Origin of the sequence: Algoriphagus persicinus (assembly GCF_035156415.1) — a bacterium.
GTDB lineage: Bacteria > Bacteroidota > Bacteroidia > Cytophagales > Cyclobacteriaceae > Algoriphagus > Algoriphagus persicinus.
This window is the reverse complement of record NZ_JAYEEY010000010.1, coordinates 146,521-169,329: the sequence shown is the minus strand read 5'-3', so window position 1 is coordinate 169,329 and position 22,809 is coordinate 146,521. Positions and strand designations below refer to the sequence as shown.

Genomic DNA, 22,809 nt, shown 5'->3' with positions numbered 1-22,809 from the left:
ACTACATTTAAGTCTTGTTTTTCCACACCTCAAAGTACATATTTTGAGTAAAACAAGAAAGGCTAGCCGAGTAATCGACTAGCCTTTTAAACTATCTACTTTTGAGACAGCCTCTTTTTTGATATCCATACTTGGAATTAATCATTGGGATAAGGCACATACACAAAGCTGGTGAAAGCACCATCCATCACAAACAGACAACAAAATTCATCAGGGTCTTTGTATGCCTTTTCGAACTCAGGCAGCGCTTCTTCAGAGATCAATTTTCGCTGTACAAACTCATCCACATAGGTCATAAAATAATTCCAGTCCAGCCCTTTCTCCTCTTTTCCTACAAAGATTTTACCTATAGGTTGCATCTCTTTGGAAATGGGGAAAATCGGATAATCGGAGAATTTCCTCGTTCTGATTTGGTATGAAGCTTCTTTAAGCGCGTCGGAGATCTTTATAAAATCGCTGGTAATTGTGCCCAGATATTTCCCGCTAAGTTCGGGATCGTTGAAATCTGAAATCATGATTTTAAAGTTAAGAGTACGACATTTTCTACATGATACGTTTGTGGAAACATATCCACAGGCTGCACTTTTTCCACTTTATACTTTTCGCTCAAAAGCGCTACATCCCTAGCCTGGGTGGCAGGATTACAGGATACATAGACGATCTTAGGTGCATTCAGCCTTAGCAGCATCTGAACTACTTTTTCATCCATTCCGGCACGTGGAGGATCGGTAATGATCACGTCAGGTGCAGCATGATCAGCGATGAATTCATCATTTAGCATATCCTTCATGTCTCCTGCGTAGAAGAGCGTATTATCCAATCCGTTGATTTTCGAATTGAGTCTTGCATCTTCAATGGCAGCCGCTATATATTCAATTCCGATTACTTGTTTTGCCTGTTTGGCTACGAAATTGGCGATGGTACCTGTACCTGTGTAGAGATCATAGACCACTTCATCACCTGTCAAGCCAGCAAAATCTCTGGCAACTTTATAGAGAACATACGCTTGTTCTGAGTTGGTTTGATAGAAGGATTTCGGTCCGATACGGAATTTCAGGCTTTCCATTTCCTCTTCTATATATTCTTTGCCTGCGAAAGTGACCAATTCCAAATCATGGAAAGTCTCATTGCCTTTGGTATTGATGACATACAGAAGGGAAGTGATATCAGGAAATTTTGCATGGATATGGGCCATGACTTGTCGAATCCCTTCAGGGTCTTCTTCTCCAAACTGCACAATCACCATCGCTTGCTCAGTGCTCGTGGTTCGGATGATCAGATTCCGAAGCAGGCCAACTTGATTTCTAATGTCGTAGAAGCTCAGCTGATTTGCCAAAGCAAATGTCCTAAGCTCATTTCTCACATCATTTGAGATACTTCCCTGAAGGTAGCAGTGATCCACATCAACGATTTTATCAAACATCTTAGGGATATGAAAACCCAGAGCATTTCTGTCAAAATCCTCCTCAGATCTGATTTGCTCTAGTGTGAGCCATTTCTTATTGGAGAAGGTGAAATCAAGCTTGTTTCTATAGTAGCGGGTTTTTTCTGAACCTAGAGTTGGCATCACTTCTGGCATTTCTACTTTAGCTATGCGCTGAAACTGATCCAAAACCTGCTGGCGTTTATAGGTCTTCTGTAGATCATAATTGATGTGCTGCCACTTACAGCCACCGCAGGTTCCAAAATGCGAGCAAAAAGGATCAATTCTTTCCGTAGAATACTCATGGAAATTAACCGGTTCGCCCTCCATGAAGGAACTTTTTCCTTTGGTGATTCTTACATCTACCACATCTCCAGGCGCAACTCCCGTTACAAAAACCACTTTTTCCTCATGATGTCCCAAGCATTTTCCTTCCGAAGCAATCCGCTCGATAAGTAGGTTGGTAATCACTTTGTTTTTCATTTTTCGCGACATGGGCGCAAAATTAGGGAAATTTGACTGTAATAGTGAATGCCATCCCTAACTTGGAATTTATATCGTTGGTATTGTTGTCCCATTTTGAAAAAATATTCCATTCGAAAACTTAAAAATTGAAATTTTGGTTTAAAGTTGGTTCAGTAGAAATTTTTCTAGTTGATAGGGATATTGAATGAATCAATTTTTGATCTTGCGAAACTCGAACTTGAAATTTAAAAATCACAAATTCTGTATCTTTGAATCATCAATGAAACAAGATAGTATTAAGGATAAAGTAGTTATAATTACAGGAGCTACCTCGGGAATAGGAGAGTCCTGCGCCAGAATTTTTGGTAAAGCAGGCGCTAGAATCGTGATAACTGGCAGGAATCAAGAAAAATTGAATGCGACTAAAGCAAAATTAGAAGCAGAAGGTATTATTGTATTGGCGATTTTGGCAGATGCGAGTGTGGTGGCTGATAATCAAAGAATGGCTGACACTGTTCTGACAGAATACGGCAAAATAGATATCTTAATAAACAATGCTGGTATTTCCATGCGTGCGCTGTTTGAAAATCTTGATTTCGAAGTTTTTCATAAAGTAATGGATACTAACTTTTGGGGTACTGTCTATGCAACTAAGTTTTGCCTGCCCTCAATAGTTGAAAACAAAGGGATAGTGATTGGGATTTCCTCAATTAATGGCTTTCGTGGTACTCCAGCGAGAACGGCATATACGGCCAGCAAATATGCGATGAATGGGTTTTTTGAGTCGCTGAGAACTGAGGTGATGAAAAAGGGAGTACATGTATTAGTTGCTTGTCCGGGCTTTACGGCGTCTAATATTCGAAAGAATGCACTTACCGCACATGGATCTTCTCAGGGAGAATCTCCTCGGGATGAATCAAAAATGATGAGCTCAGATGAAGTTGCCGAAGAAATTTTGACAGCAACTTTGAAAAGGAAGCGTGATTTGGTTCTGACTACTCAAGGTAAGCTCTTAGTATTTTTGAATAAGTGGATGCCGGGCAGGTTGGATCATATTGTCTATAACCAGATGGCGAAGGAAAAAGACTCACCCTTCCATTAAATGCCTGAATCGATCTTTCAGACCTACCGCAATCGATTGGTTGACCTGTCTTCGAAAAATAGGTCACTTTATTTGCCAAAGACGGAAGGTTTTGGGGTTGTAGATGTGAAAGAGTTAGATTTTTTGAATGGTGAAAATAGCTTTGAGATCATTAGAAAGGCTATTTCTTCTAAAATATCATTTCCTTTATTTCCGGAATCTGATCCTAGGCTTGCTAGTGTAAATTCCCTTTCCAAAACATTTTCCAGACTTTCTTTTCGGGATCAACTGACTAAAGAAGAGACAGGCGAGCGATCCTTATTCTTGGGATGGCCATTTGTCGAGGGGAAATTATTCAACGGACATATTCTGAGAGCGCCATTGCTGCTTTTGAGTGTGAATCTTCAGCTTGAAAAAGGGCAATGGGTTCTTTCAAAAATCGATGAATGGCAGTGGAATCCGGCTTTTATTTTGGCTTATAGCCAGGGATATGGAAAAGTTTTGGATACAGATGCATTGAATCAAGCATTGCAGGAACTGTCTACTGATGCAACTGAATTCCGAACTGAATTTTCTAAGATTCTCAATGAAAATTTCTCTATACAGCTTAGCTCTTCGCTGTTTGAAGATCAACTAATACCCTTTCCTGTTTCTCAATCGAGTGTAGATTACAACAAATTCCGAGATGGTAAGCTGGCTTTGAAAAGTTATGCTTTGTTGGGGTTTTTTGCCCAAAAAGGCAATTTTCTATTTGCTGATTATGAAAAACTGGAAAAGGACTTTGCTGAAATAGGTTTGGAAGAGCTACTTACAAAGCAGTTCCTAGCCAGCGAAAATCAGCCCATACCCAGAGAAGAGCAGCTTTTTCCTGTTTTCCCTCTGGACGCTTCCCAAGAAAACATCTTGGTGAAAGTCCGACAGGGGAGAAGTTTGGTAGTGGAAGGCCCTCCNAGAGAAGAGCAGCTTTTTCCTGTTTTCCCTCTGGACGCTTCCCAAGAAAACATCTTGGTGAAAGTCCGACAGGGGAGAAGTTTGGTAGTGGAAGGCCCTCCGGGGACGGGCAAGTCTCAATTGATAGCAAATCTAGTTTCTGACTATTGCTCAAGAGGCAAAAAAGTGTTGGTGGTTTCTCAAAAGAGAGCAGCTTTAGATGTGGTTTTTGAGCGGTTGTCCAAAGCTGGTTTTGGTGATTTTATGGGGTTGGTGCACGATTTCCGCGCGGATCAAAAAGTTCTATTTCAGAAGATCAAAGCTCAAATAGAAGCAATAGAATCATATCAGGACCAGAATAGAGGAATTGATTCTATTCAATTGGATAGAGAGATTTCTCAATACTCCAAGGTGATTTCCAGACTTTCGGAGAAGTTCGAAGGTTTTCGAACGGCGCTTTTTGATATCGAATCGGCGGGAATTCCCGTTAAGGCAATGTATCTGAATGCGGATCTGAAAAAACCATTTTTTGATCACCCTGATTTAACTAAGCTAGATTATCAGAAAGCACAGGGTTTTGAAAAAGCCTATAAAATTCACCATTCCTATTCGTTACAGTTTAAAGGTTTGTTTTGGGAAAAAAGAGTCTCATTTGCCCATTTCGAGCCTGTGGTTTTCCCGAGAATTGTCCAGAGTTTGAATGAAATTGAGACTTCTAGAGTAAAATGGGCAGCTGATAATTCAGATATTCCTTTCGAAAAGCTAGCTGGTCTGATTTTGGTAACTGCTGATTTCCCCGAATCCATAAAAAGGCTCAATGACAAGCTAAATCAATTAGAGAAGCCTAAATTAGCTATTTCATCGATTTTTGATTCGAAGAATCGATTGACCCTGACCATGGTTTGCAATTGGATTTCAGCCTCATTCGAAAAGCTTCAGCAGCTTTCATTTGGTATATCAGCCAGTTCCGAAAACCTATCCAGTCTTGAGCTAGAGCTTGATGCATTGAAAGTAAAAACTACGTCATGGCTGGGGAAAATGCAGGTGCAATTGAATAAAGGCAAATTCCCGTTGACTTTTGAAATCCTGGACAAGTCGAATCAGAAGCTTGATTCAAAAGCTATATCAGGTATTCGCACTGAACTTGAGACTCTTAAAGCATTAAATACTGAACTTGTAGCCCTTCCAAAAATGGAAGGAATGGAGATCACAAAGCTTTCCACTGCAGGTTTAGAGAATCAGCTAGAATTATTGTCCCCAGTTCTTGATTGGGTTGTATTATGGGAGAATCGGCAGGAGTTACATTCCTTAGTTTGTTGGACATCAGATGATTTTAAAACCCAGCTCAATAAAGTGTGCAAGTTTTCAGAGTCATTTCAGCTATCGTCGATCAACTGGAAAGCTTACTTGGATAATGATCAGATCTTTTATGCTTTCAATAATGGAACGGCGGTAATTGGTACTGAATTGAACTTAAATCAGACTTTTTCGGAGCTTGTAGCTTTTGATAGGTTTTTAGAGAATTCCCATCCGATTACTATTACACTTGCTGAAAAACTGGAAACAGAACACCCAGCATTGAGTTTATCAGATCAGCTGTCAGCATTTTGGAATTCATGGTATTTGGCATGGATTGCTCATTTGGAAGCTAGTAACCCTGTTTTGGCAGAAGCCGGGAGTCTGGCGATGCAACATGAGTTGGTAGAATTGAAAGATGCGATTCTCGAAAAAAGGAAAATAGTCAGGCATATTGCATTGCTTAGACTGCGGGAACAAATTACAAGTGAGCTGGAATTTAACCGTCTGGGAAATCGGCTCACCTATCGGGATTTGCTTCATCAGGTGAGTAAAAAGAGGCAACGTTGGCCGATTAGGAAAATGCTGGAAGAAATGGGGGAAGAGGTTTTCCGCCTATTGCCCTGCTGGTTTGCCAGTCCTGAGACTGTTTCTGCATTGTTTTCATTGGAACAAAACTTTGATTTGGTGATTTTTGATGAAGCATCACAGTGCCAAGTGGAGCGAGGTTTGGCTGCGATGCTACGAGGTAAGCAGGTGGTAATTGCCGGTGATTCCAAGCAGCTCAGACCTTCGGATTTCTATCAGGTAAAATGGGGATCTGATGAGGAGGGGGTGGAATACGAAGCGGAGTCCTTACTGGAATTGGCGGGGATTTTTTTCGAAAAGTATCAGTTGAAAGGGCATTATCGCTCTGCTGATCCAGGGTTGATACATTTTTCTAATGCCCATTTCTATGAAAATCAATTGGAGACCTTGCCTGATTATGCGACTTCTATGGCTCAGAAACCTGCATTTTCCTGGGAAAAGGTTGAGGGGATTTGGGTCAATCAAGTGAATAGGATGGAGGCTGATGCAGTTATTGTTAAAGTGAAGGCCATTCTGAATTCATCCTCATCGGATAGCATTGGGATAGTTACTGGAAATTATTTTCAGATGGAATTGATTCGTGAGAAACTCTGGAAGGCAGGCTTCCAAGATTCAGGAATCAAAGTGCGAAATATTGAAAACGTGCAGGGAGACGAGTTTGATCAGGTGATTTTATCCTTGGGCTACGCTCCGAATGCAGATGGGAAGTTGGTGACGAATTTCGGTTTGCTGGGCAAAGCGGGGGCTGAAAATCGACTAAACGTCGCCATTACCCGTGCCCGAAAGAGAATGCATGTAATTTCGAGTATTGAAGTTGCTGATTTTCGACCTAACCAACTTAAAAATCCAGGTTTAGCCTTGCTCCGGGAGTTTTTGGCTTTTGCTCAGACACAAAGCGTAAATCCTTCAATTCCTGCTCCAGTGGCTAAAATGCAAGGGTATGAGATAGATTGGAGCTTAAAAAACAGCTTGCTGGATGCAGATAAATCCTATTCAAATGAAACTCCCTCAGCTGTGATGGACTTGATTTTTACTGAATCAAATGGGGAAAGAAAAGCTGTTTTGACAGATGATCAACGATTTTTTAATTCCCCTACGGCAAAAGCAGCTTTGGCTTTTCATCCTATTTTGCTTGAGCAAAAAGGGTGGAAGTATGAATGGAAGTGGAGTAGGGAGCAACTTTTTGTAGAATTAAGTGTTTTATAAAAGGCTTTTCATAAAGTCCTTTTAGGAGTATAGTACGATATTTTGAATGATTTACCACTCATTAAGTCTATTTTTGTCTATTAATGAATGATTTATAATTCATTTAAGTTATTAAAATTGTATGAAATATCATACGTTAAGTTGTATATTTGTACTTATTGAATGATATTTGATGCAATGGACTATAATGTATTAAGCGACACTGCTATTCTGCAAAAACTGGGTGAGTTTGTAAAGTACCACCGGATGAGTCAGCAAAAATCTCAGGATCAGTTGGCCTTAGAAGCTGGCATGAGCCGATCGACTTTAAGCCTGCTTGAGCGTGGCGAAAAGGTGAATTTAATTACCTTGATACAGGTGCTACGGGTCTTGAATCAGTTGCACTGGCTGGAATCATTTGAAGTGAAGCAAGAGATCAGCCCCATGGACTACATCAAGCTTCAAAAGAGGCATGAGCGTCAGCGCATCCGTAATGTGAATATGGCTGCTGAAAACCCTCCATCTGAATGGTAGTTGCTGCCGAAATCTGGATATGGGATAAGCTTGCCGGAGCGGTTCTTTGGGATGAGTCAGAGCAGCTTGGGAGTTTTGAATTTAACCCCGATTTTATTCGTGCAGGACTTGATATTTCTCCTGTAAAGTTGCCTTTGAGCCAAGGGAGAAGAATTTACAGATTTCCTGAATTGCGAAAATCCCGAGGTGAGGTTTTGGACACATTTAAAGGGCTTCCCGGCTTGCTGGCGGATATGCTTCCAGATAGATATGGAAATCAACTAATCAATGCTTGGCTTACACAAAATGGAAGAGAGGCCGATAGTCTCAATCCTGTAGAGCAGCTTTGTTTTATAGGAAAACGCGGGGTAGGAGCTTTGGAAATCAGGCCTTCTCTTCGTAATGAATCGATCCAAGCTAGTTCACTTGAAATAGATAGTCTAGTAAATATTGCTGGCAAAATCCTCAATTCCAGAGAGGGTTTTCAATCAAATCTGACAGGAGAGGAGCAGTCTGCTCTATCAGATATTCTCAAAATCGGCACTTCCGCAGGTGGAGCTCGTGCCAAAGCTGTGATCGCTTACAACTCCAAAACAGGCAAAGTAAAAAGTGGACAGGTGAAAGCCCCTCCTGGATTTTCGTATTGGATTATCAAGTTTGATGGTGTTCATGATTCGCAATTTGGTGCCACCTTAGGTTATGGTCGAGTAGAAATGGCTTACTACTTGATGGCTCTGGCGGCTGGAATCGAGATGAGTGAATGTCGCATATTGGAGGAAAATGGTAGGGCGCACTTTATGACCAAACGTTTTGATCGAAAGGTAAATGGTCAAAAAATCCACATGCAGAGCCTGTGCGGATTAAGACATTTTGATTTTAATCAGGTCGGGGATTTTAGTTACGAACAGGTCTTTGAAACCATGCGTATGCTTCGCCTTTCATATCCTGAAGCGGAGCAAATGTTCATTCGTATGGTGTTTAATGTTTTAGCTAGAAACTGTGACGATCATACCAAAAATTTTGCTTTTCTGATGGATCAAACAGGGAAGTGGATGCTATCGCCGGCTTATGATATTTGCTATGCGTATCGACCAGGGAGTCTATGGGTGAGTGCCCAATCACTAATGGTCAATGGTAAAAGGGAAGAAATACAGAATTCTGATTTTTTGGAAGTTGCCCGTAAAATGAATATCAAAAAGCCTGAAGAAAAGATCGAGGCTGTCGTAACTGCGATCAGGCGGTGGAAAGAGTTTGCTGAGGAAGCAAAAGTAGATTCGGAATTGCAGGGTAGTATCGCTTCTGCGCTTTTGGTGTGATATGAAGGAGTAGAATTAGAGAGAAATGAGTGTTCTTAGCTCTTTTTCCCGATCACAGAAATAGTCTTTTCCTTGATGGGTGTTGATTACAAATGGATTAAACGGCTCTTTCATGATTTTACTGATTTGAAATTACGCAAAGTGCGTCATAAATATTCAGATCATCAAAACAGACCTTGTCAAAAATCTTACTTTCAAAACCCAAGTGGATTCTCCTAGGGATTGAGGATTTTCAAAGCAAGGTCAAGATCTTGGTATTGTCACGCTTGAATGGTTAAAACGTATGGGCTATATTGGGCTGATCTTTCGACGAAGTGAAATATTCCTTTTGTGGACAGCCTGTGCTACCAAATCTTATCTTAGGCGTAGTCTGGGGCCAAAGCAAAGCTCAACTATACCCAACTAGCTTATACACCAAAATCCCGATCCATTCATTCGATAATTTGTGCCAGATAAATATCGAATAAGGATCTGGGAAAAATAAGGTCGGAATATCGTATTTGGTATCATTGCTGTAATAATCGGTGGGGAAAGCTTCAGTTGCCAAACCTACTTTGTCGAAGCAAGCTTGCGCCCTTTTCATATGAAATGCCGAAGTGATCAGCATAAATTCTCGATCTGTATCTATACCTTTTTCTTTTAAAAAGGCCTTAGTGAATAGTGCATTCTCATGTGTGTTTTTCGATTGATCTTCGATCATAACGTCTTCTGCAGGAACTCCTGTCATCAAAAGAAACCGCTGTAGCAGTTCCGCTTCTGATTGTGGATTCACTGGATTTAGTCCTTGTCCGCCTGTGATGAGAATTTTCTTGATTTTACCATCTCGATAAAGCTGTAAAGCATGCGTGACTCGATCTGCTCCTTTATTAAAAAATGTTCGGTCATAAGCGGTCTTACTCAAATTTGTTACTCCCGTAAGTACAATGCCGATTTCGTGGTTTTTCACTTCATCGAAAGCCTTAAATCCGGGTTCCCAAGCCAGCATCGTTTGGTTTGCAATAAATTGATTGGAGAAAAACCATAACAAAATCAATCCTGCCCAAAGACATTTTCTTCCCCATTTTCTCTTTAAATAAATCAGCCCAAAAACCCAAAGTAGAGAAATGAGGGTGAGAGGCATTGCCAAGAAACTCAGAAACTGGGAAAGATAGAAAAACATGAAGGTGATTTGGTATATGCCACAAAGAAAGGAGAGAAAGTGAAAATGATCAAATTCAATTTACAATTATCAAGTGGGTTATGCCTTGAAAATTGAGCATTGAATTTTGTCTTTTGATCATTTCCAAATTCTTTTGCATTACTTTTCCTTAAATCCATCTCCTCGGCTTATTTTTGACCATGAGTTCAAGCCTACCTAACCTTTTGCCTTTACTTCAAGAACTTTCCACTCAGCTGGAAGGAACCTTGAAATTCGATACACTTACCAAAACCTTATACGCTACTGATGCTTCAGTTTATAGGGAAATGCCTTTGGCAGTAGCATTTCCAAAATCCGAATCGGATATCCAGAAACTGATACTTTTTGCGGCTAAAAATAGGACTTCACTAATTCCCCGTACTGCCGGCACCTCGCTTTCTGGTCAGTGTGTAGGCAATGGAATAGTGGTGGATGTTTCTAAGCATTTTACGGAAATCCTTGAATTAAATGTAGCAGAACGATGGGTGCGTGTGCAACCGGGCGTGGTGCGTGATGAACTCAATCGCTATCTCAGGCCTCATGGACTATTTTTCAGTCCGATTACTTCCACAGCCAATCGTGCGATGATTGGTGGAATGGTTGGGAACAACTCCTCCGGAACCACTTCCATTGTCTATGGGGTAACCAGAGATAAGGTGATTTCACTGGATACTATTTTGAGCGATGGAAATCCAGCTAAGTTTGAAGCGCTTACTAAAGAGGAATTTCAGCAAAAACTGACTCTTCAATCACTTGAGGGTGATATCTATAGAAAGGTATTTGAAGAATTAAGTAACCCGGAAGCCCGGGAGGAAATTCATGCACAATTTCCAAAGAAGACAATTCATCGGAGAAATACCGGCTACGCAGTAGATGAATTGCTGAAGGCTGAGGTATTTGAAGGAGTAGGGGATTTTAATTTCTGTAGGTTACTGAGTGGTTCTGAAGGGACTTTGGCTTTTACCACTGAGATTAAAATCAGTCTTGACCCACTTCCCGAACCTATTGAAATCGTCGTAGCAGCTCATTTTGAGACCATCCATCAAAGTATGGTTTCCGCTCAGACTGCCATGAAGCATCCGGCTACTGCGGTAGAGTTGATGGATAAAATCATTTTGGATTGCACCAAAGAAAGCATAGAATACAGCAAGAATCGTTACTTCGTGGAGGGCGATCCCGAAGCGATTTTGATGGTTGAGTTTAGGGGACAAACTCTTGAAGAAGCCATGGCTAAAGGTAAAGCTTTGGTTGCCGACCTAAAAAGAACAGGTCTGGGATATGCTTATCCTATCATTGAACCGGCAATGGTTTCCACCGCTTGGGCTCTTCGCTCTGCAGGACTGGGATTGCTGGCCAATATTCCCGGCGATCCTAAGGCTGTAGCATGTATTGAAGATACGGCAGTAGACATCGAGGATTTAGCTGATTACATCGATGAGGTAGATGAGATGATGAAAGGCTTCAATCAGAAGCCAGTTCATTATGCACATGCAGGTGCGGGAGAGATACATTTGAGGCCTATTCTGGATTTGAAAAAATCAAAGGATGTGGAGGAGTTTTATAAAATTTCCAAAGCTTCTGCTGAATTGGTGAAAAAGTATCAAGGCTCGCTTAGTGGTGAGCATGGAGACGGCAGAGTTCGGGCTGCTTTCATTCCAATGATGGTTGGTGAAAAGAATTACGAACTTTTCCGCAGGATAAAATTCTCTTGGGATCCCCAGAATATTTTCAATCCAGGCAAAATTGTGAATGCGGCTCCGATGAATAAATTTCTGCGCTACGAGCCAGACATGCAGACTCCAACGCAGGATACGCTGATAGATTTCTCTCACGTGGGTGGGATTCTTCGCTTGGCAGAAAAATGTAATGGATCGGGTGATTGTCGTAAGCTTCCGGGATCTGGAGGTACGATGTGCCCAAGCTACATGGCTACCCGGAATGAAAAAGATACAACCCGGGGTCGTGCAAATACGCTTCGCGAATTTCTCACGATGGACAAAAAGGAAAACGCTTTTAACCATCCTGAGGTCAAGGAAGCTATGGATTTGTGCCTATCCTGCAAAGGCTGCACTGCGGAGTGTCCTTCCAACGTGGACATGGCAAGCATGAAGGCTGAATTCCTATATCAATACCAAAAAACAAACGGAATTCCACTCCGATCCAGAGCTTTTTCTTATATCAATGAGTTGAATGAGTTAGGCTCTAAAACCTTTGGATTAGCTAATTTTATGCTTAGCAATAGTTTTACTGGCGGAATGATGAAGTCTGTTTTGGGAGTAGCCCCGCAGCGGAATTTGCCTGCCATCAGTAAGGTGAGCTTACGAAAATGGTATAAAAAGAATTATGCTTCTCTGCCAAGTGCGCCTAAGCAGATTAAATCAGTTTACTTTTTTGTGGATGAGTTTACCAATCATAACGATACTGAAATTGGAATTAAAGGGATTTCACTGTTGAAAAAATTGGGTTATGAGGTAAGAATAGTGGGTCATGAGGAAAGTGGTCGGTCTGCACTATCAAAGGGACTACTTCCAAAAGCCAAAAGGCATGCGGAAGCGAATGTTAAAGTCTTTGACAAGTTAATAGATGGAAATACACCTCTGATCGGTTTGGAACCTTCGGCTATTCTGAGTTTCCGTGATGAATACCCAAGAATAGTCAAGAAGGAATTGGCAGAAGCTGCCAAGAAGCTAAAATTTCATGTGAAGCTGATAGATGAGTTTTTGGGGCAGGAAATTGCTGCCGGAAATATCAAAGCTGACTCTTTTACTTCCAAGACTCAGAAGATCAAACTCCATGGTCATTGTCATCAGAAGGCGCTTTCTTCCATGACTTGGACGCAGAAGTTATTGTCTTTGCCTGCAAATTATAGTGTGGAAACCATTCCAAGCGGTTGCTGTGGGATGGCTGGAAGTTTTGGTTATGAGGCCGAGCATTACGAAGTTTCTCAGCAAGTGGGAGAGTTGGTGCTGTTTCCAGCAGTAAGGAAAGCTGATGCGGAAACTATTATCGCAGCCCCAGGAACTTCTTGTCGTCACCAGATTGCGGATGGTACAGGCAGAAAAGCCATGCATCCGGTGGAGATTTTGTGGGAAGCGCTGAACGATGTGTAATTGTTTTGTCGAAATAATGGAAAAATAAAGGCCGGGTAGAATACCCAGCCTTTATCGCTTTGTAGGTCAGTATCGACTGTGTCTAGGCAGATGCGATAAATAAACCAGCAATGGTCAAAACTTCCTCAGTGGTTAAAGGTTCATCGAACCCTTCAGTAATTCCATCAGCGCCAATTGTGGTGACGGTGGTTACATCTACTCCTCCTTGGATTAAATTGTCCTCTCCATTATACACTGCTTGAGTAGCTGCAGGCATTCCTTCACCTCTTTCCGCTTGTGTAATCCATCCTTTCAATCCTCTAAGTCGTCTTACCTCGGAGGCATGTCTAGCTTCCACGGAATGGATTTGAAGAGCAGCTGTGAGGGCAGAGTTTTCTGCGATCAAGTTTCCAGCCTGACCTTTATAGGCTCGAACGCCTGTGTCTTCAAAAGCTTGCGCTAAAATTAGAAATTGTTCATAATCAGAGAACGGAGTAAAGTTGCCTCCCGCAGTAAAATCAAAGCTTGGTTTTTCTACAGGTGTTCCACCATAACTTAAGATTGCCGACTTCAGAAATGCTACATGATCTACTTCATGTTTTTCGATGGTTTGGAAAATTGCCATGTCCTTTCCTGGGGGAATTAAACCTGGAGAATTGATTCCAGTGGTATAAAATTCACCTTCCAAGTATTCTAAAGTGAGAGCAAAGTTGAGCACATTGAGTACCGTTGGAATATGTGCCGCAGAGGCATTTTGAGTGCTTCCGGCCACCAGTCCGACAGGAATAGCTGCAAAAGCGATGTTTTTCCCAAAGTTTGCCAGCTTTTTGAAAGCTTCACGTCTTGAAGTGAATGTATCAAGCTCTTCTGTCTTGATATCATACCTATTGAGTACTTCTAATATTTTCATGTTATGACTTTTTAAGGTTAGGAAGTAGGTAATTGATTTGCAATGATTTTGTTGGTAATAAATGGTGCGGCAGCTTCCAATACTATACTAGGAGAAAAAGCTCTATCCAAACCATTTGAATCAATTATATCATCTCCGGCGAAAGAAGTAAAGTCATTGTCAAAAATACTTCTTATTGCCGCTGCGTGGCGTGCTTCAACAGAGACGATTTTACCTGCAATTAATAGATAATCAGCACTTTCCAGAAGTTGTCCTGCTCCGTTATAGGCAGCCACTCCAAGGTCTTCAAATGTTTTTGCCGTAGCTAATACACTTGATCTATCGTTAAAATCAACGCTGCTGAAATCAAATGTAAGGTCGATAATGGCCTTACTCCCTAATGCTGCTTTCAGAAAATCCCGGTGGGCTACTTCATGATTTTTGATGTCTTCCATCATGGTCATTTCTGATCCGCTAATTCCAGTGTACATATTGGCCACTACCTGCAAGTAAAATGCTGCCTCTAATTGCTCCAGAGCGTATGCATAATTCAGGATTCCAATATCACCTTTTCCCAAAGGAACGGCTCGCATTTCAGGCCCTTTTGGAGCATGTCTTTGATTTGGAAGGGCTTCGAATACTTCCTGACAGCCTGACAATAAAATTCCCGTAGTTGCGATGCTTACTCCGGTGAATTTGAGGAAACTTCTGCGATTGCCTTTGCGCTGGCTCAGTACAGCAGTTGACTCATCTGTTAAAGTTTGTTTTGACATGATGATTGTTTTAAATGGTTAAAATTAGTTGAACAATCAGAGCACTTCAACTCAGTTAATAAACTGGTAGTATTTAATCCAAGAAAGAATAAAATATATACTAAACTACTCTGATTGCTATCTGAAATAGATTAAAAAACAGTACCATTTAAAGCCTACAAGTTGATCCCCTGTATTTCATTTTTTGCTATAAAATGACTTTTAAGGCATTTAATCAATACTTTTTTATATACGAAGTAGGTATTTGAGTTGGATTGAGCAGATTTAAAAAAAATACCACTTTAAGCATTGAGCTTAAAGTGGTATTCAAAAGTAGGGCGTGATTTAGATGAAAAGTTTGCAAGTATTCTGCACAGCTTTACTCTAATATGGATGAAGTAGAGCTTTCTGATCTAAGACAGAAATGATTTACACAGTCTGTCTTGTAATGTAGGCTTTTCGTGGATAGTTTATAATTATTCGATTCAGAAGTCGTACTTAGTATTTGGTAGAATGCTTTCAATCGTCAAGGTTTTAAAGCCTAGATGGTTTCAAACTATGTCATCTCAATACTTTTCGAGCTACATATTCAGCGCATCTTGCCGCTAATCTTGCGGTAGCTTGATCTTGATCGAAAGTAGGATTGAGTTCAACTACATCTAGGGAAATTAGCTTTTTGGTCGAAGAGATCATTTCAAAAACCTTAAATGCGAACTCTGGCCGGAATCCCATGGGTGAGGGGGCGGATACTCCCGGCGCAAAAGCGGAAGAGAAGCCATCCATATCAACACTAAGGTATATTTTATCCACAGAATCCAGAAACCACAAGATTTTCTCTTGAATTACCTCCCAGTTATTCAGCCTAAAATCTTCCATAACCATCCATTTTGCGCCAATTTTATCCGCCGTCTCAAAAAGTGATTTTGGGGTGACAGATCGCTGAATCCCCAAACATAAATACTGGAAAGTATCGGGGTTTTCCTGTGCTAGTTGGAGAAATGCTGAGCCTGAATGACCCTTTCCATCAATTGTTGGGCGCAAATCAAAATGAGCATCCATATTGATAATTCCCAATTTCTGATTTTTTGCCGCCAAGTGCCTATAAATACCTCTTCCGTGCGCCAAAGCCAGATCATGACCCCCACCTAAAAGTATCGGAAAATGCTTGGTTTCCAGTAGATTGAAAACAGTTTCGGTGAGTAATTCATGACTTGATTCTAAATCTGAATTCTCAGTAGAAATATCTCCATAATCAAAGATTCTGCTTTTTTCAGGTAAGTGAAAAGCCAAAGATCCTAGGTTCTTTCTTATGGCATTTGGTCCTTCTGCAGTTCCTAATCTCCCTTGGTTTCTTTTTACGCCCTCTTCACCTGCATATCCTAAGATACCGACTTTCGGAGAATTTTGATTTTCGTCCAGCTTGAGATCTTTTACTGAGATAGCAGCTTGATGCCAGTATTCTATTGTTTCAGATTTTCTTCCTGTCCAAAGTGAAGGATTGGGATTTTGATGAGGCATATGGAGTTTGTGATTTATTTTATGCTAAATTATAAACAGCTGTCTGATATTTTAAATAACAGAAACAATGTATATGGTTTTTAGGTAAAATTCAAAAATGCAGTTTAGCCATGAAATCGAGCATGTCGAAAGCGACACAGAGGGATGATTTTCTGTAATGCGAGATTCCGTTTGGCCTTTGAAAAAAAATATAATCATATGAAAGAATATAGAATTCCTCAAAAAGATAAAATTGATTTGGATGCTTTTCAAGAGCCAAATGAGTCCTTTGGCGGATATAGCTATGCGGATTACCTTAAATGGGACTTCGAAGAAATCGTCGAATTGATCAAAGGGAAAATATTTGCTAAAGCTTCGGCTCCAAACCGCAGACATCAGGAAGTGTCTGCAAATCTAACGTCCATATTATGGGTTTTCTTGAAAGATCACTCCTGCAAAGTCTATTCAGCTCCTTTTGATGTCAGGTTTTCTAAAAATCCAAAAGATGAAAAGGTGAAATCCGTAGTTCAGCCGGACATCTCTGTAATATGCGATCCTTCCAAATTGGATGATAAGGGATGCCTGGGAGCCCCGGATCTGATTGTTGAAATTCTTTCACCGGGAAATAGCCGAGTGGAACTTCAGAATAAGTATGAGCTATATCAAGAATACGGAGTGAGAGAATACTGGGTGATTCATCCTACAGAATGTACAGTATTGATTTACACATTAATTGACGGGAAATTCCACCCTTCCCGACTATTTACATCTGGTGACCAAATTCAATCTAGTGTTCTTCCAGGATTTACACTTGATTTGGAAGAGGTTTTGTGAACTACATTTTAGTGACACAGCAAAGAAGCGGAGGTTTTCACAGAGAAAACAGATTTGTGTTATCCTTCTTCTCCAGAAGCTGGATAATTATCATTTTAAAGTCCCAATTCTTAAATATTTTTAGTCTAAAATAGAATTCAATATATCATCATCCACCAAATTTGGCAAAGTGACTTTGTATCTGGGACTTCTATCCATCTCTCGCTGAATGGCTTCCAAGGAACCTGGGTTTCTAGCCCAAGCGCGTCTTGCAATTCCATTGTTTACGTCATAAAATAGCATGGATTTCAGTTTTCTTTCAGCTTCCTCACTCCCGTCAAGTAGCATCCCGAAGCCGCCATTCATCACTTCTCCCCAACCTACACCACCACCATTGTGAATAGAAACCCATGTGGCACCACGAAAGCTATCTCCGATCACATTGTGGATTGCCATGTCTGCAGTGAACTTGCTGCCATCGTAGATATTGCTCGTTTCTCGGAAAGGTGAATCTGTACCGCTGACGTCATGATGATCACGACCTAGTACAATAGGAGCGGAAATTTTTCCTGCTGCAATGGCACCATTAAAAGCTTGGGCAATCTTAGCCCGGCCTTCCGTATCTGCATAAAGAATATGGGCTTGGGAGCCAACTACCGGTAGATTCTTTTCTACTTCTTCGATCCAGGTGATATTGTCCTGCATCTGCTGTTGAATAGAAACGGGAGAATGCTGCATGATTTCCTTCAAGACTTGAGCAGCTAGCTGATCGGATTTTCTCAAGTCTTCAGCTTTTCCAGAAGTACAAACCCAGCGGAAAGGTCCAAATCCATAGTCAAAACACATTGGTCCCAGTATATCCTGAACATAGGACGGATAACGGAAATCAAGGCCGTTTTCTGCCATTAGCTCAGCGCCTTCTCTGGATGCTTCCAGTAAAAAAGCATTTCCATAATCGAAAAAGTAAGTTCCTTTTGCTGCATGCTTATTAATCGAAGTGGCATGTCTTCTCAGCGTTTCCTGAACCTTTTCTTTGAATACTTCAGGATTCTCAGCCATCAGCCGATTTGATTCTTCGAAAGTCAGGCCTACTGGATAGTAGCCTCCAGCCCAAGGATTGTGAAGTGAGGTCTGATCGGAGCCAAGTTCTATCAAAATATTTTCTTCATCAAATCGCTCCCAAACATCGACCACATTGCCGATGAAGGCGAGAGAAACCACTTCCTTATTGCGTTTGGCAAGTTGAGTCCGAAGAACCAGCTCATCTAGATCTTCAATCAATTCATCCACCCAGCCTTGTTCATATCTTTTGCTGGCAGCGGCAGGATTTACTTCTGCCCAGATAGTGATACAGCCTGGGATACTGCCGGCTTTCGGCTGCGCTCCGCTCATTCCGCCCAAGCCGGCGGTCAAGAATATTTTTCCTTCGGGTGTTTCTCCCGCTTCCAATTTTTTTCTAATAGCATTCATAACAGTAATCGTAGTGCCATGCACAATCCCCTGGGTCCCGATGTACATAAATGAACATGCTGTCATTTGTCCATACTGGGTAACTCCAAGTGCATTGAATTTCTCCCAATCATCAGGCTTGGAATAATTTGGGATCATCATTCCATTGGTATCCACCACGCGGGAGCTTCTGGGGAAGAAGGAAAAAGCCCCATAGGATGACCGGAATATAGATGTAGCGTCTGCTCATCTGTCATTTCAGACAGATACTTCATCCCCCAAAAGGTATTGTGCCCAATTCTGGAAAACAGCTCCATTTCCTCCATAAGTGATCAATTCCTCAGGATGCTGAGCCACAGCAGGATCCAAATTGTTTTGAATCATCAGCAAGATGGCAGCCGCTTGCTGGTTTTTTGAGGGATATTCTTGAATCGGTCTCGCATGCATCTCATAGTCAGGCATGAATCTGTACATATAGATTCTCCCAAATTCTTTCAGCTCGGCTAAAAATTCTCTGGCTAATTCCGTATGCCAATCCTGAGGGAAATAGCCCAAGGCATTCCTTATGGCAAGTTTTTTTTCTTCTGACGAAAGGAGATCCTTTCTTTTGGGAGCGTGGCTAAGTGACTTGCTTCGTCCCTTTTTTGGAGGAAGAGAAGTGGGAATACCTTGTTGAATTTGCTCTTGAAAAACCATTATAATTACGATTTATTGATTTACGAGGTTAATGAACCTCGAGCCTCATTCTCTGGATCTTGCGTCTGGGATCTACTATCTTGATTCTAAAATCTTAAGTCTTCAAGCCTCTTTTCCAGACTTGAGCTGGTTTCAGTTTGCCTTGTTGGTAAAGGATCTCTCTATAGTCAGAGGTAGAGAAAAGATTAAAATCAGCGAGAAACCCTGCTTTCAATTTTCCCCGATCTTCTAAGCTCAAAGCAGCCGCTGCGCGGAAAGTTATTGCGGATAAGACTTCAGCGGTGCTTAGTTTTTCGAAAGTTGCCAAAATAGAAGCTTGTGTCAATAAGTCGCCCATTGGAGCGGAACCGGGGTTCCAATCACTCGCAATTGCCAAAGAACCTCCCTGATCCAGAATTTTCCTGGCTGGAGTAAACCCACAGCCCAATCCAATAGAAGCGCCTGGAAGTGCTAAGGCTATAGTATTTGACTTTGCCAAAAGGCCGATTTCTTTCTCAGTGGAAGCTTCCAAGTGATCGGCTGATTTGGCGTTAAATTTTACCGCCACGGCAGATCCTCCCGTGGTGAATTGATCGGCATGAACGGTAAGGTCAAAACCTAATTCTTTTGCTTTTTGATAATAGCCAGTAATTTCTTGCGGCGAAAAAGCACTTTGCTCAATAAATGAATCAATTCGATTGGTGAGATTCTCAGACTTGAGAATAGGGAATAGCTGCTCGACTATTTCCAGAAGATAATCTTCTTTAGACCCTTTAAAATCACGTGGCTTCACGTGAGCTGCCAGGCAGGTTGGGATAAGATCAGCTATGGCCTGGAAATCGGCATTTTTTATTGCCCGTAGCATTTTAAGTTCTTCGGCGTCAGTTAATCCGTAGCCGCTTTTTACCTCAATGGTAGTTACTCCTTCACCCAAGTGTCGATTAGCGTTTGAGACGGTTCTCGCGGTAAGTTCTTCTTGACTGAGATTTCTGGTTTGCGTGACCGTATCCCAAATCCCACCACCGGCTTCTGCTATTTCCAAATAGGATTTTCCTGCATTCCGCATAGCAAAATCTTTTACCCTACTTCCTCCAAAACAAATATGCGTATGACAATCGACCCATCCCGGCAGCGCAACATAATCTCCTTCCAATTGAACTATTTCTTCGTATCGCTCCGAGCATCCTATATGTTTTGGATTAGGAATTTCAGAGAATCGGTTTAAGCCTGTGCAGCTTCCAGTTTGAGGGAAGAAGTTGGTGTAGGTCTTTTTGTTTATGTCCCTGGATTCTTTCAAAGACATCCTTGAGCCATTCAAATTCATTGATCTTGTTCTTTTTGCAGCTGGCCATAAAGGAGTACATCCCGGCAGCCATCTCAGCTGCCTGATGTGATCCTGCGAACAAAAATGCCTTTCTCCCCACCGCAAGGGGGCGTACCGCATTTTCTATCAGATTATTGTCTATCTCCATCTGGCCATGGAGCTCGTACGCACTCAGTCCCGCCCATCTGGGTAGTGTGTAGTCAATAGCTTTTCCCATTGGACTTTGGGGTCTGTATCGGTATTGGTTCTCCTTGAGCCATTTCTCCAGTCGTTCCAGAACAGGACGTGCGTGTGTAAACTCTGTCCTTCCCTTCCCTTGGGGCACCCCAAGGGAAGGGATTAATTAATTATCCGTTTCGATCTCCAGCCGTAACTGACCCTCAAATTTAATAGCTAGCCGTTGGACAGTCAAGCTCCAGTTGTGCAAAAGGGAATTCCATTTTTTCTCAATCCTGCGGGTTGCTAGATATACGAGAGTCAACAAGGCCATATCACTTGTAAATGCCTATTTGGTCTTGGGCACTTTTCTCATGGGCATACTTCATAATGGCGCAGACCAGTCTGATCTACTTTTGGAAGAAAAAAGCATCGCCAATTAAATCTGTGATTTAACCAAGTTGAGGAATTGCTAGTGCCCATTGCCCCTGCATATTGCCTAGTCCTGCCACAAGCCTATAGGATTAAGCTATGATTTTTTTGCATTCAAATAGATTTTGCAGTATTTTTTTGAACACATAAAAAGTGCCTTTATAGTATTGATAATCAATTTGATACTATAATAAAAGGGTTTTATAGTTTGGGTTTTGTAACTTTGGTTTTATTTTAATGTTAATGGCAAGGCAATTGCTGTCTTTTTCCCTAAATTTGTAAGCGAATAACCACTATTATATGTTTTTTATCCTTGCCACGATTACCGCTTTTTCTGTAGGATTTTTAGTAACTCCTATATTAGTTTCAGTTCTCAAGAAATTAAAAATTGGGGATACACCTGGAGGAAGAAAAATCCATAAATCCTTCATCCCATCCATGGGAGGAATTGGTTTTTTTGTGGCCGCTGCCTCTACTCTTTCTATTTGGGGTTGGCAGTTTCCCTTACCGGATATTAAATATTTACTGGGGGGAATCCTGTTGATGTTTTTTGTGGGACTAAGAGATGATATTGTGGAATTAAAAGCTTCCAGGAAATTATTAGGTCAGATAGTTGCCGTGCTTTTGGTGGTCATTGTTGCTGATATTAGAATTAAGACCTTTCATGGATTCTTGGGAATTGGGGAGTTTAATTTGGCTGGGAGCTATATTTTCACTGGGATTGTCTTATTGGCATTGACCAATGGCTTCAATTTGATTGATGGATTAGATGGGCTGGCGGGAACTATTGCTGTCATTTCCTTAAGTTTCTTGGGAGCTTGGTTCTATGTACAAGGAGTTGAAAGCTATGCCTTGGTAAGTTTTGTTTTCTTAGGTGGAGTGCTATCCTTTCTTATGTTTAATTGGCACCCAGCAAAAATATTCATGGGAGATACCGGGTCTCTGACGCTAGGTTTTACTTTGGCATCGCTGATTGTGGCATTTATGGGAATCAATGAAGGTTTGCCTACGGGGGCCTTTTTGAAAATTGAACCTACATTTGCCGCTTCCGTGGCCCTTATGATGTTTCCATTATATGATATGGCCAGAGTATTTGTCAGGAGAATATCTCAGGGAAAAGGACCTATGACCCCGGACAAATCACATGTGCATCATTTCCTGATGAGAATGGGATTGAAGCATAATCAAGTGGCTTTACTATTGGGTTCCCTGCAATTTGGTATTGTCCTTTTGGTTTTTTTTATGAGGGATTTCTCTGATAATATAGTTATTCCTGTCATTATCACCATTTCAATGTTCTTGGGCTATAGGCTAGATAAAGTGACTGTTCACTACTTAAAGAAAAAGGTGGCATTGCAGCCTAAAGTTCTGGAGATTAGACGGGTTAATGTCAACCAAAAATTGAAAATAAAATTGGATAAAAGCGAGTTCAAGGACTCTAAGGTAAATATGAATTAGACTCTGGTCTCAACAGCCTCCCGAAGCCGCCTTGAGTGTCTCACTCAGGGCAAGGAGTCGGAATATCGGGTGGTGACACAAGCTCGGCAAACAATTAAAGTAGGGTCTCCCGGGATAGGAGACTTTTTTTGTGAAAGCTTATTCTTGACAGCCCGGCTTTCCAAATGGTTTTGTACTTAAAAAGGATTGAATCACATGCCCTCATATTTCTTAGCATGTTATTCTGAAGCTTCTGTATAATAATATATGTATGCTATGCACCTAATAGGGTTATAAGCTGGAGGCAGTTTCGGCTAATAAG

General features: G+C 41.3%; 16 protein-coding genes and 2 pseudogenes. 7 read left to right on the top strand and 11 right to left on the bottom strand.

Annotated features, from left to right (window positions below; genetic code table 11):
- Positions 1–137: 137 nt before the first annotated feature.
- Together U3A58_RS09975 and rlmD are read right to left on the bottom strand one after the other, a co-directional pair.
- Positions 138–515 (bottom strand): hypothetical protein, encoded by a 378-nt coding sequence (locus U3A58_RS09975; protein WP_323823272.1) that lies wholly within the window; start codon positions 513–515, stop codon positions 138–140.
- Positions 512–1,918 (bottom strand): 23S rRNA (uracil(1939)-C(5))-methyltransferase RlmD, encoded by a 1,407-nt coding sequence (gene rlmD / locus U3A58_RS09970; RefSeq protein ID WP_323823271.1) that lies wholly within the window; start codon positions 1,916–1,918, stop codon positions 512–514. Before rlmD ends, U3A58_RS09975 begins: the two co-directional genes overlap by 4 nt.
- 250 nt (positions 1,919–2,168) lie before the next feature.
- Between rlmD and U3A58_RS09965 the strand changes: the two genes are divergently transcribed.
- From U3A58_RS09965 to U3A58_RS09950, 4 genes are all read left to right on the top strand, one after another.
- The gene (locus U3A58_RS09965) at positions 2,169–2,990 is read left to right on the top strand and encodes an SDR family oxidoreductase (protein WP_323823270.1); all 822 of its coding nucleotides are present in this window, start codon (positions 2,169–2,171) and stop codon (positions 2,988–2,990) included.
- The gene (locus tag U3A58_RS09960) at positions 2,991–6,989 is read left to right on the top strand and encodes an AAA domain-containing protein (RefSeq protein ID WP_323823269.1); all 3,999 of its coding nucleotides are present in this window, start codon (positions 2,991–2,993) and stop codon (positions 6,987–6,989) included. It begins immediately after the preceding gene.
- 162 nt (positions 6,990–7,151) lie between these two features.
- Positions 7,152–7,502, top strand: coding sequence for a helix-turn-helix domain-containing protein (locus U3A58_RS09955; protein WP_323823268.1), 351 nt, complete (start codon positions 7,152–7,154; stop codon positions 7,500–7,502).
- Positions 7,496–8,797, top strand: a complete 1,302-nt coding sequence (locus U3A58_RS09950) for a type II toxin-antitoxin system HipA family toxin (RefSeq protein WP_323823267.1) — start codon at positions 7,496–7,498, stop codon at positions 8,795–8,797. Before U3A58_RS09955 ends, U3A58_RS09950 begins: the two co-directional genes overlap by 7 nt.
- Before the next feature lie 388 nt (positions 8,798–9,185).
- On the opposite strand, the gene U3A58_RS09945 is transcribed toward U3A58_RS09950, so the two are convergent.
- Positions 9,186–9,956 (bottom strand): YdcF family protein, encoded by a 771-nt coding sequence (locus U3A58_RS09945; RefSeq protein WP_323823266.1) that lies wholly within the window; start codon positions 9,954–9,956, stop codon positions 9,186–9,188.
- Between the two features lie 179 nt (positions 9,957–10,135).
- Between U3A58_RS09945 and U3A58_RS09940 the strand changes: the two genes are divergently transcribed.
- Positions 10,136–13,084 (top strand): FAD-binding and (Fe-S)-binding domain-containing protein, encoded by a 2,949-nt coding sequence (locus U3A58_RS09940; RefSeq protein WP_323823265.1) that lies wholly within the window; start codon positions 10,136–10,138, stop codon positions 13,082–13,084.
- 82 nt (positions 13,085–13,166) lie between these two features.
- On the opposite strand, the gene U3A58_RS09935 is transcribed toward U3A58_RS09940, so the two are convergent.
- The 3 genes from U3A58_RS09935 to hutG all read right to left on the bottom strand — a co-directional run bounded on the left by U3A58_RS09935 (position 13,167) and on the right by hutG (position 16,222).
- Positions 13,167–13,973, bottom strand: coding sequence for a ferritin-like domain-containing protein (locus tag U3A58_RS09935; protein WP_323823264.1), 807 nt, complete (start codon positions 13,971–13,973; stop codon positions 13,167–13,169).
- A 17-nt stretch (positions 13,974–13,990) separates the two neighbouring features.
- On the bottom strand, positions 13,991–14,725 hold the full coding sequence (locus tag U3A58_RS09930) for a ferritin-like domain-containing protein (RefSeq protein ID WP_323823263.1): 735 nt from the start codon (positions 14,723–14,725) through the stop codon (positions 13,991–13,993).
- A 540-nt stretch (positions 14,726–15,265) separates the two neighbouring features.
- Positions 15,266–16,222, bottom strand: a complete 957-nt coding sequence (gene hutG, locus U3A58_RS09925) for a formimidoylglutamase (protein ID WP_323823262.1) — start codon at positions 16,220–16,222, stop codon at positions 15,266–15,268.
- Positions 16,223–16,420: 198 nt separating this feature from the next.
- On the opposite strand from hutG, the gene U3A58_RS09920 reads away from it, so the two are divergent.
- Positions 16,421–17,035: a Uma2 family endonuclease gene (locus U3A58_RS09920; RefSeq protein ID WP_323823261.1), complete on the top strand. Its 615-nt coding sequence runs from the start codon at positions 16,421–16,423 to the stop codon at positions 17,033–17,035.
- Between the two features lie 120 nt (positions 17,036–17,155).
- Here U3A58_RS09920 and U3A58_RS09915 read toward each other — a convergent pair.
- The 5 genes and pseudogenes from U3A58_RS09915 to U3A58_RS21825 form a co-directional block, all read right to left on the bottom strand.
- A pseudogene (locus tag U3A58_RS09915) lies at positions 17,156–18,720 on the bottom strand (urocanate hydratase).
- Between the two features lies 1 nt (position 18,721).
- Positions 18,722–19,159, bottom strand: coding sequence for a hypothetical protein (locus U3A58_RS09910; protein ID WP_323823260.1), 438 nt, complete (start codon positions 19,157–19,159; stop codon positions 18,722–18,724).
- 94 nt (positions 19,160–19,253) lie between these two features.
- The gene (gene hutI / locus U3A58_RS09905; protein WP_323823259.1) at positions 19,254–20,441 is read right to left on the bottom strand and encodes an imidazolonepropionase; all 1,188 of its coding nucleotides are present in this window, start codon (positions 20,439–20,441) and stop codon (positions 19,254–19,256) included.
- A complete protein-coding gene (locus U3A58_RS09900; protein ID WP_323823258.1) occupies positions 20,347–20,787 on the bottom strand; it encodes an IS66 family transposase in 441 nt (146 codons plus the stop codon). Before U3A58_RS09900 ends, hutI begins: the two co-directional genes overlap by 95 nt.
- Before the next feature lie 18 nt (positions 20,788–20,805).
- Positions 20,806–20,994: pseudogene (locus U3A58_RS21825) on the bottom strand (IS256 family transposase); the annotation flags it as partial.
- Between the two features lie 356 nt (positions 20,995–21,350).
- Here U3A58_RS21825 and U3A58_RS09895 point away from each other — a divergent pair.
- The gene (locus U3A58_RS09895; RefSeq protein WP_323823257.1) at positions 21,351–22,508 is read left to right on the top strand and encodes a glycosyltransferase family 4 protein; all 1,158 of its coding nucleotides are present in this window, start codon (positions 21,351–21,353) and stop codon (positions 22,506–22,508) included.
- Positions 22,509–22,809: the final 301 nt, after the last annotated feature.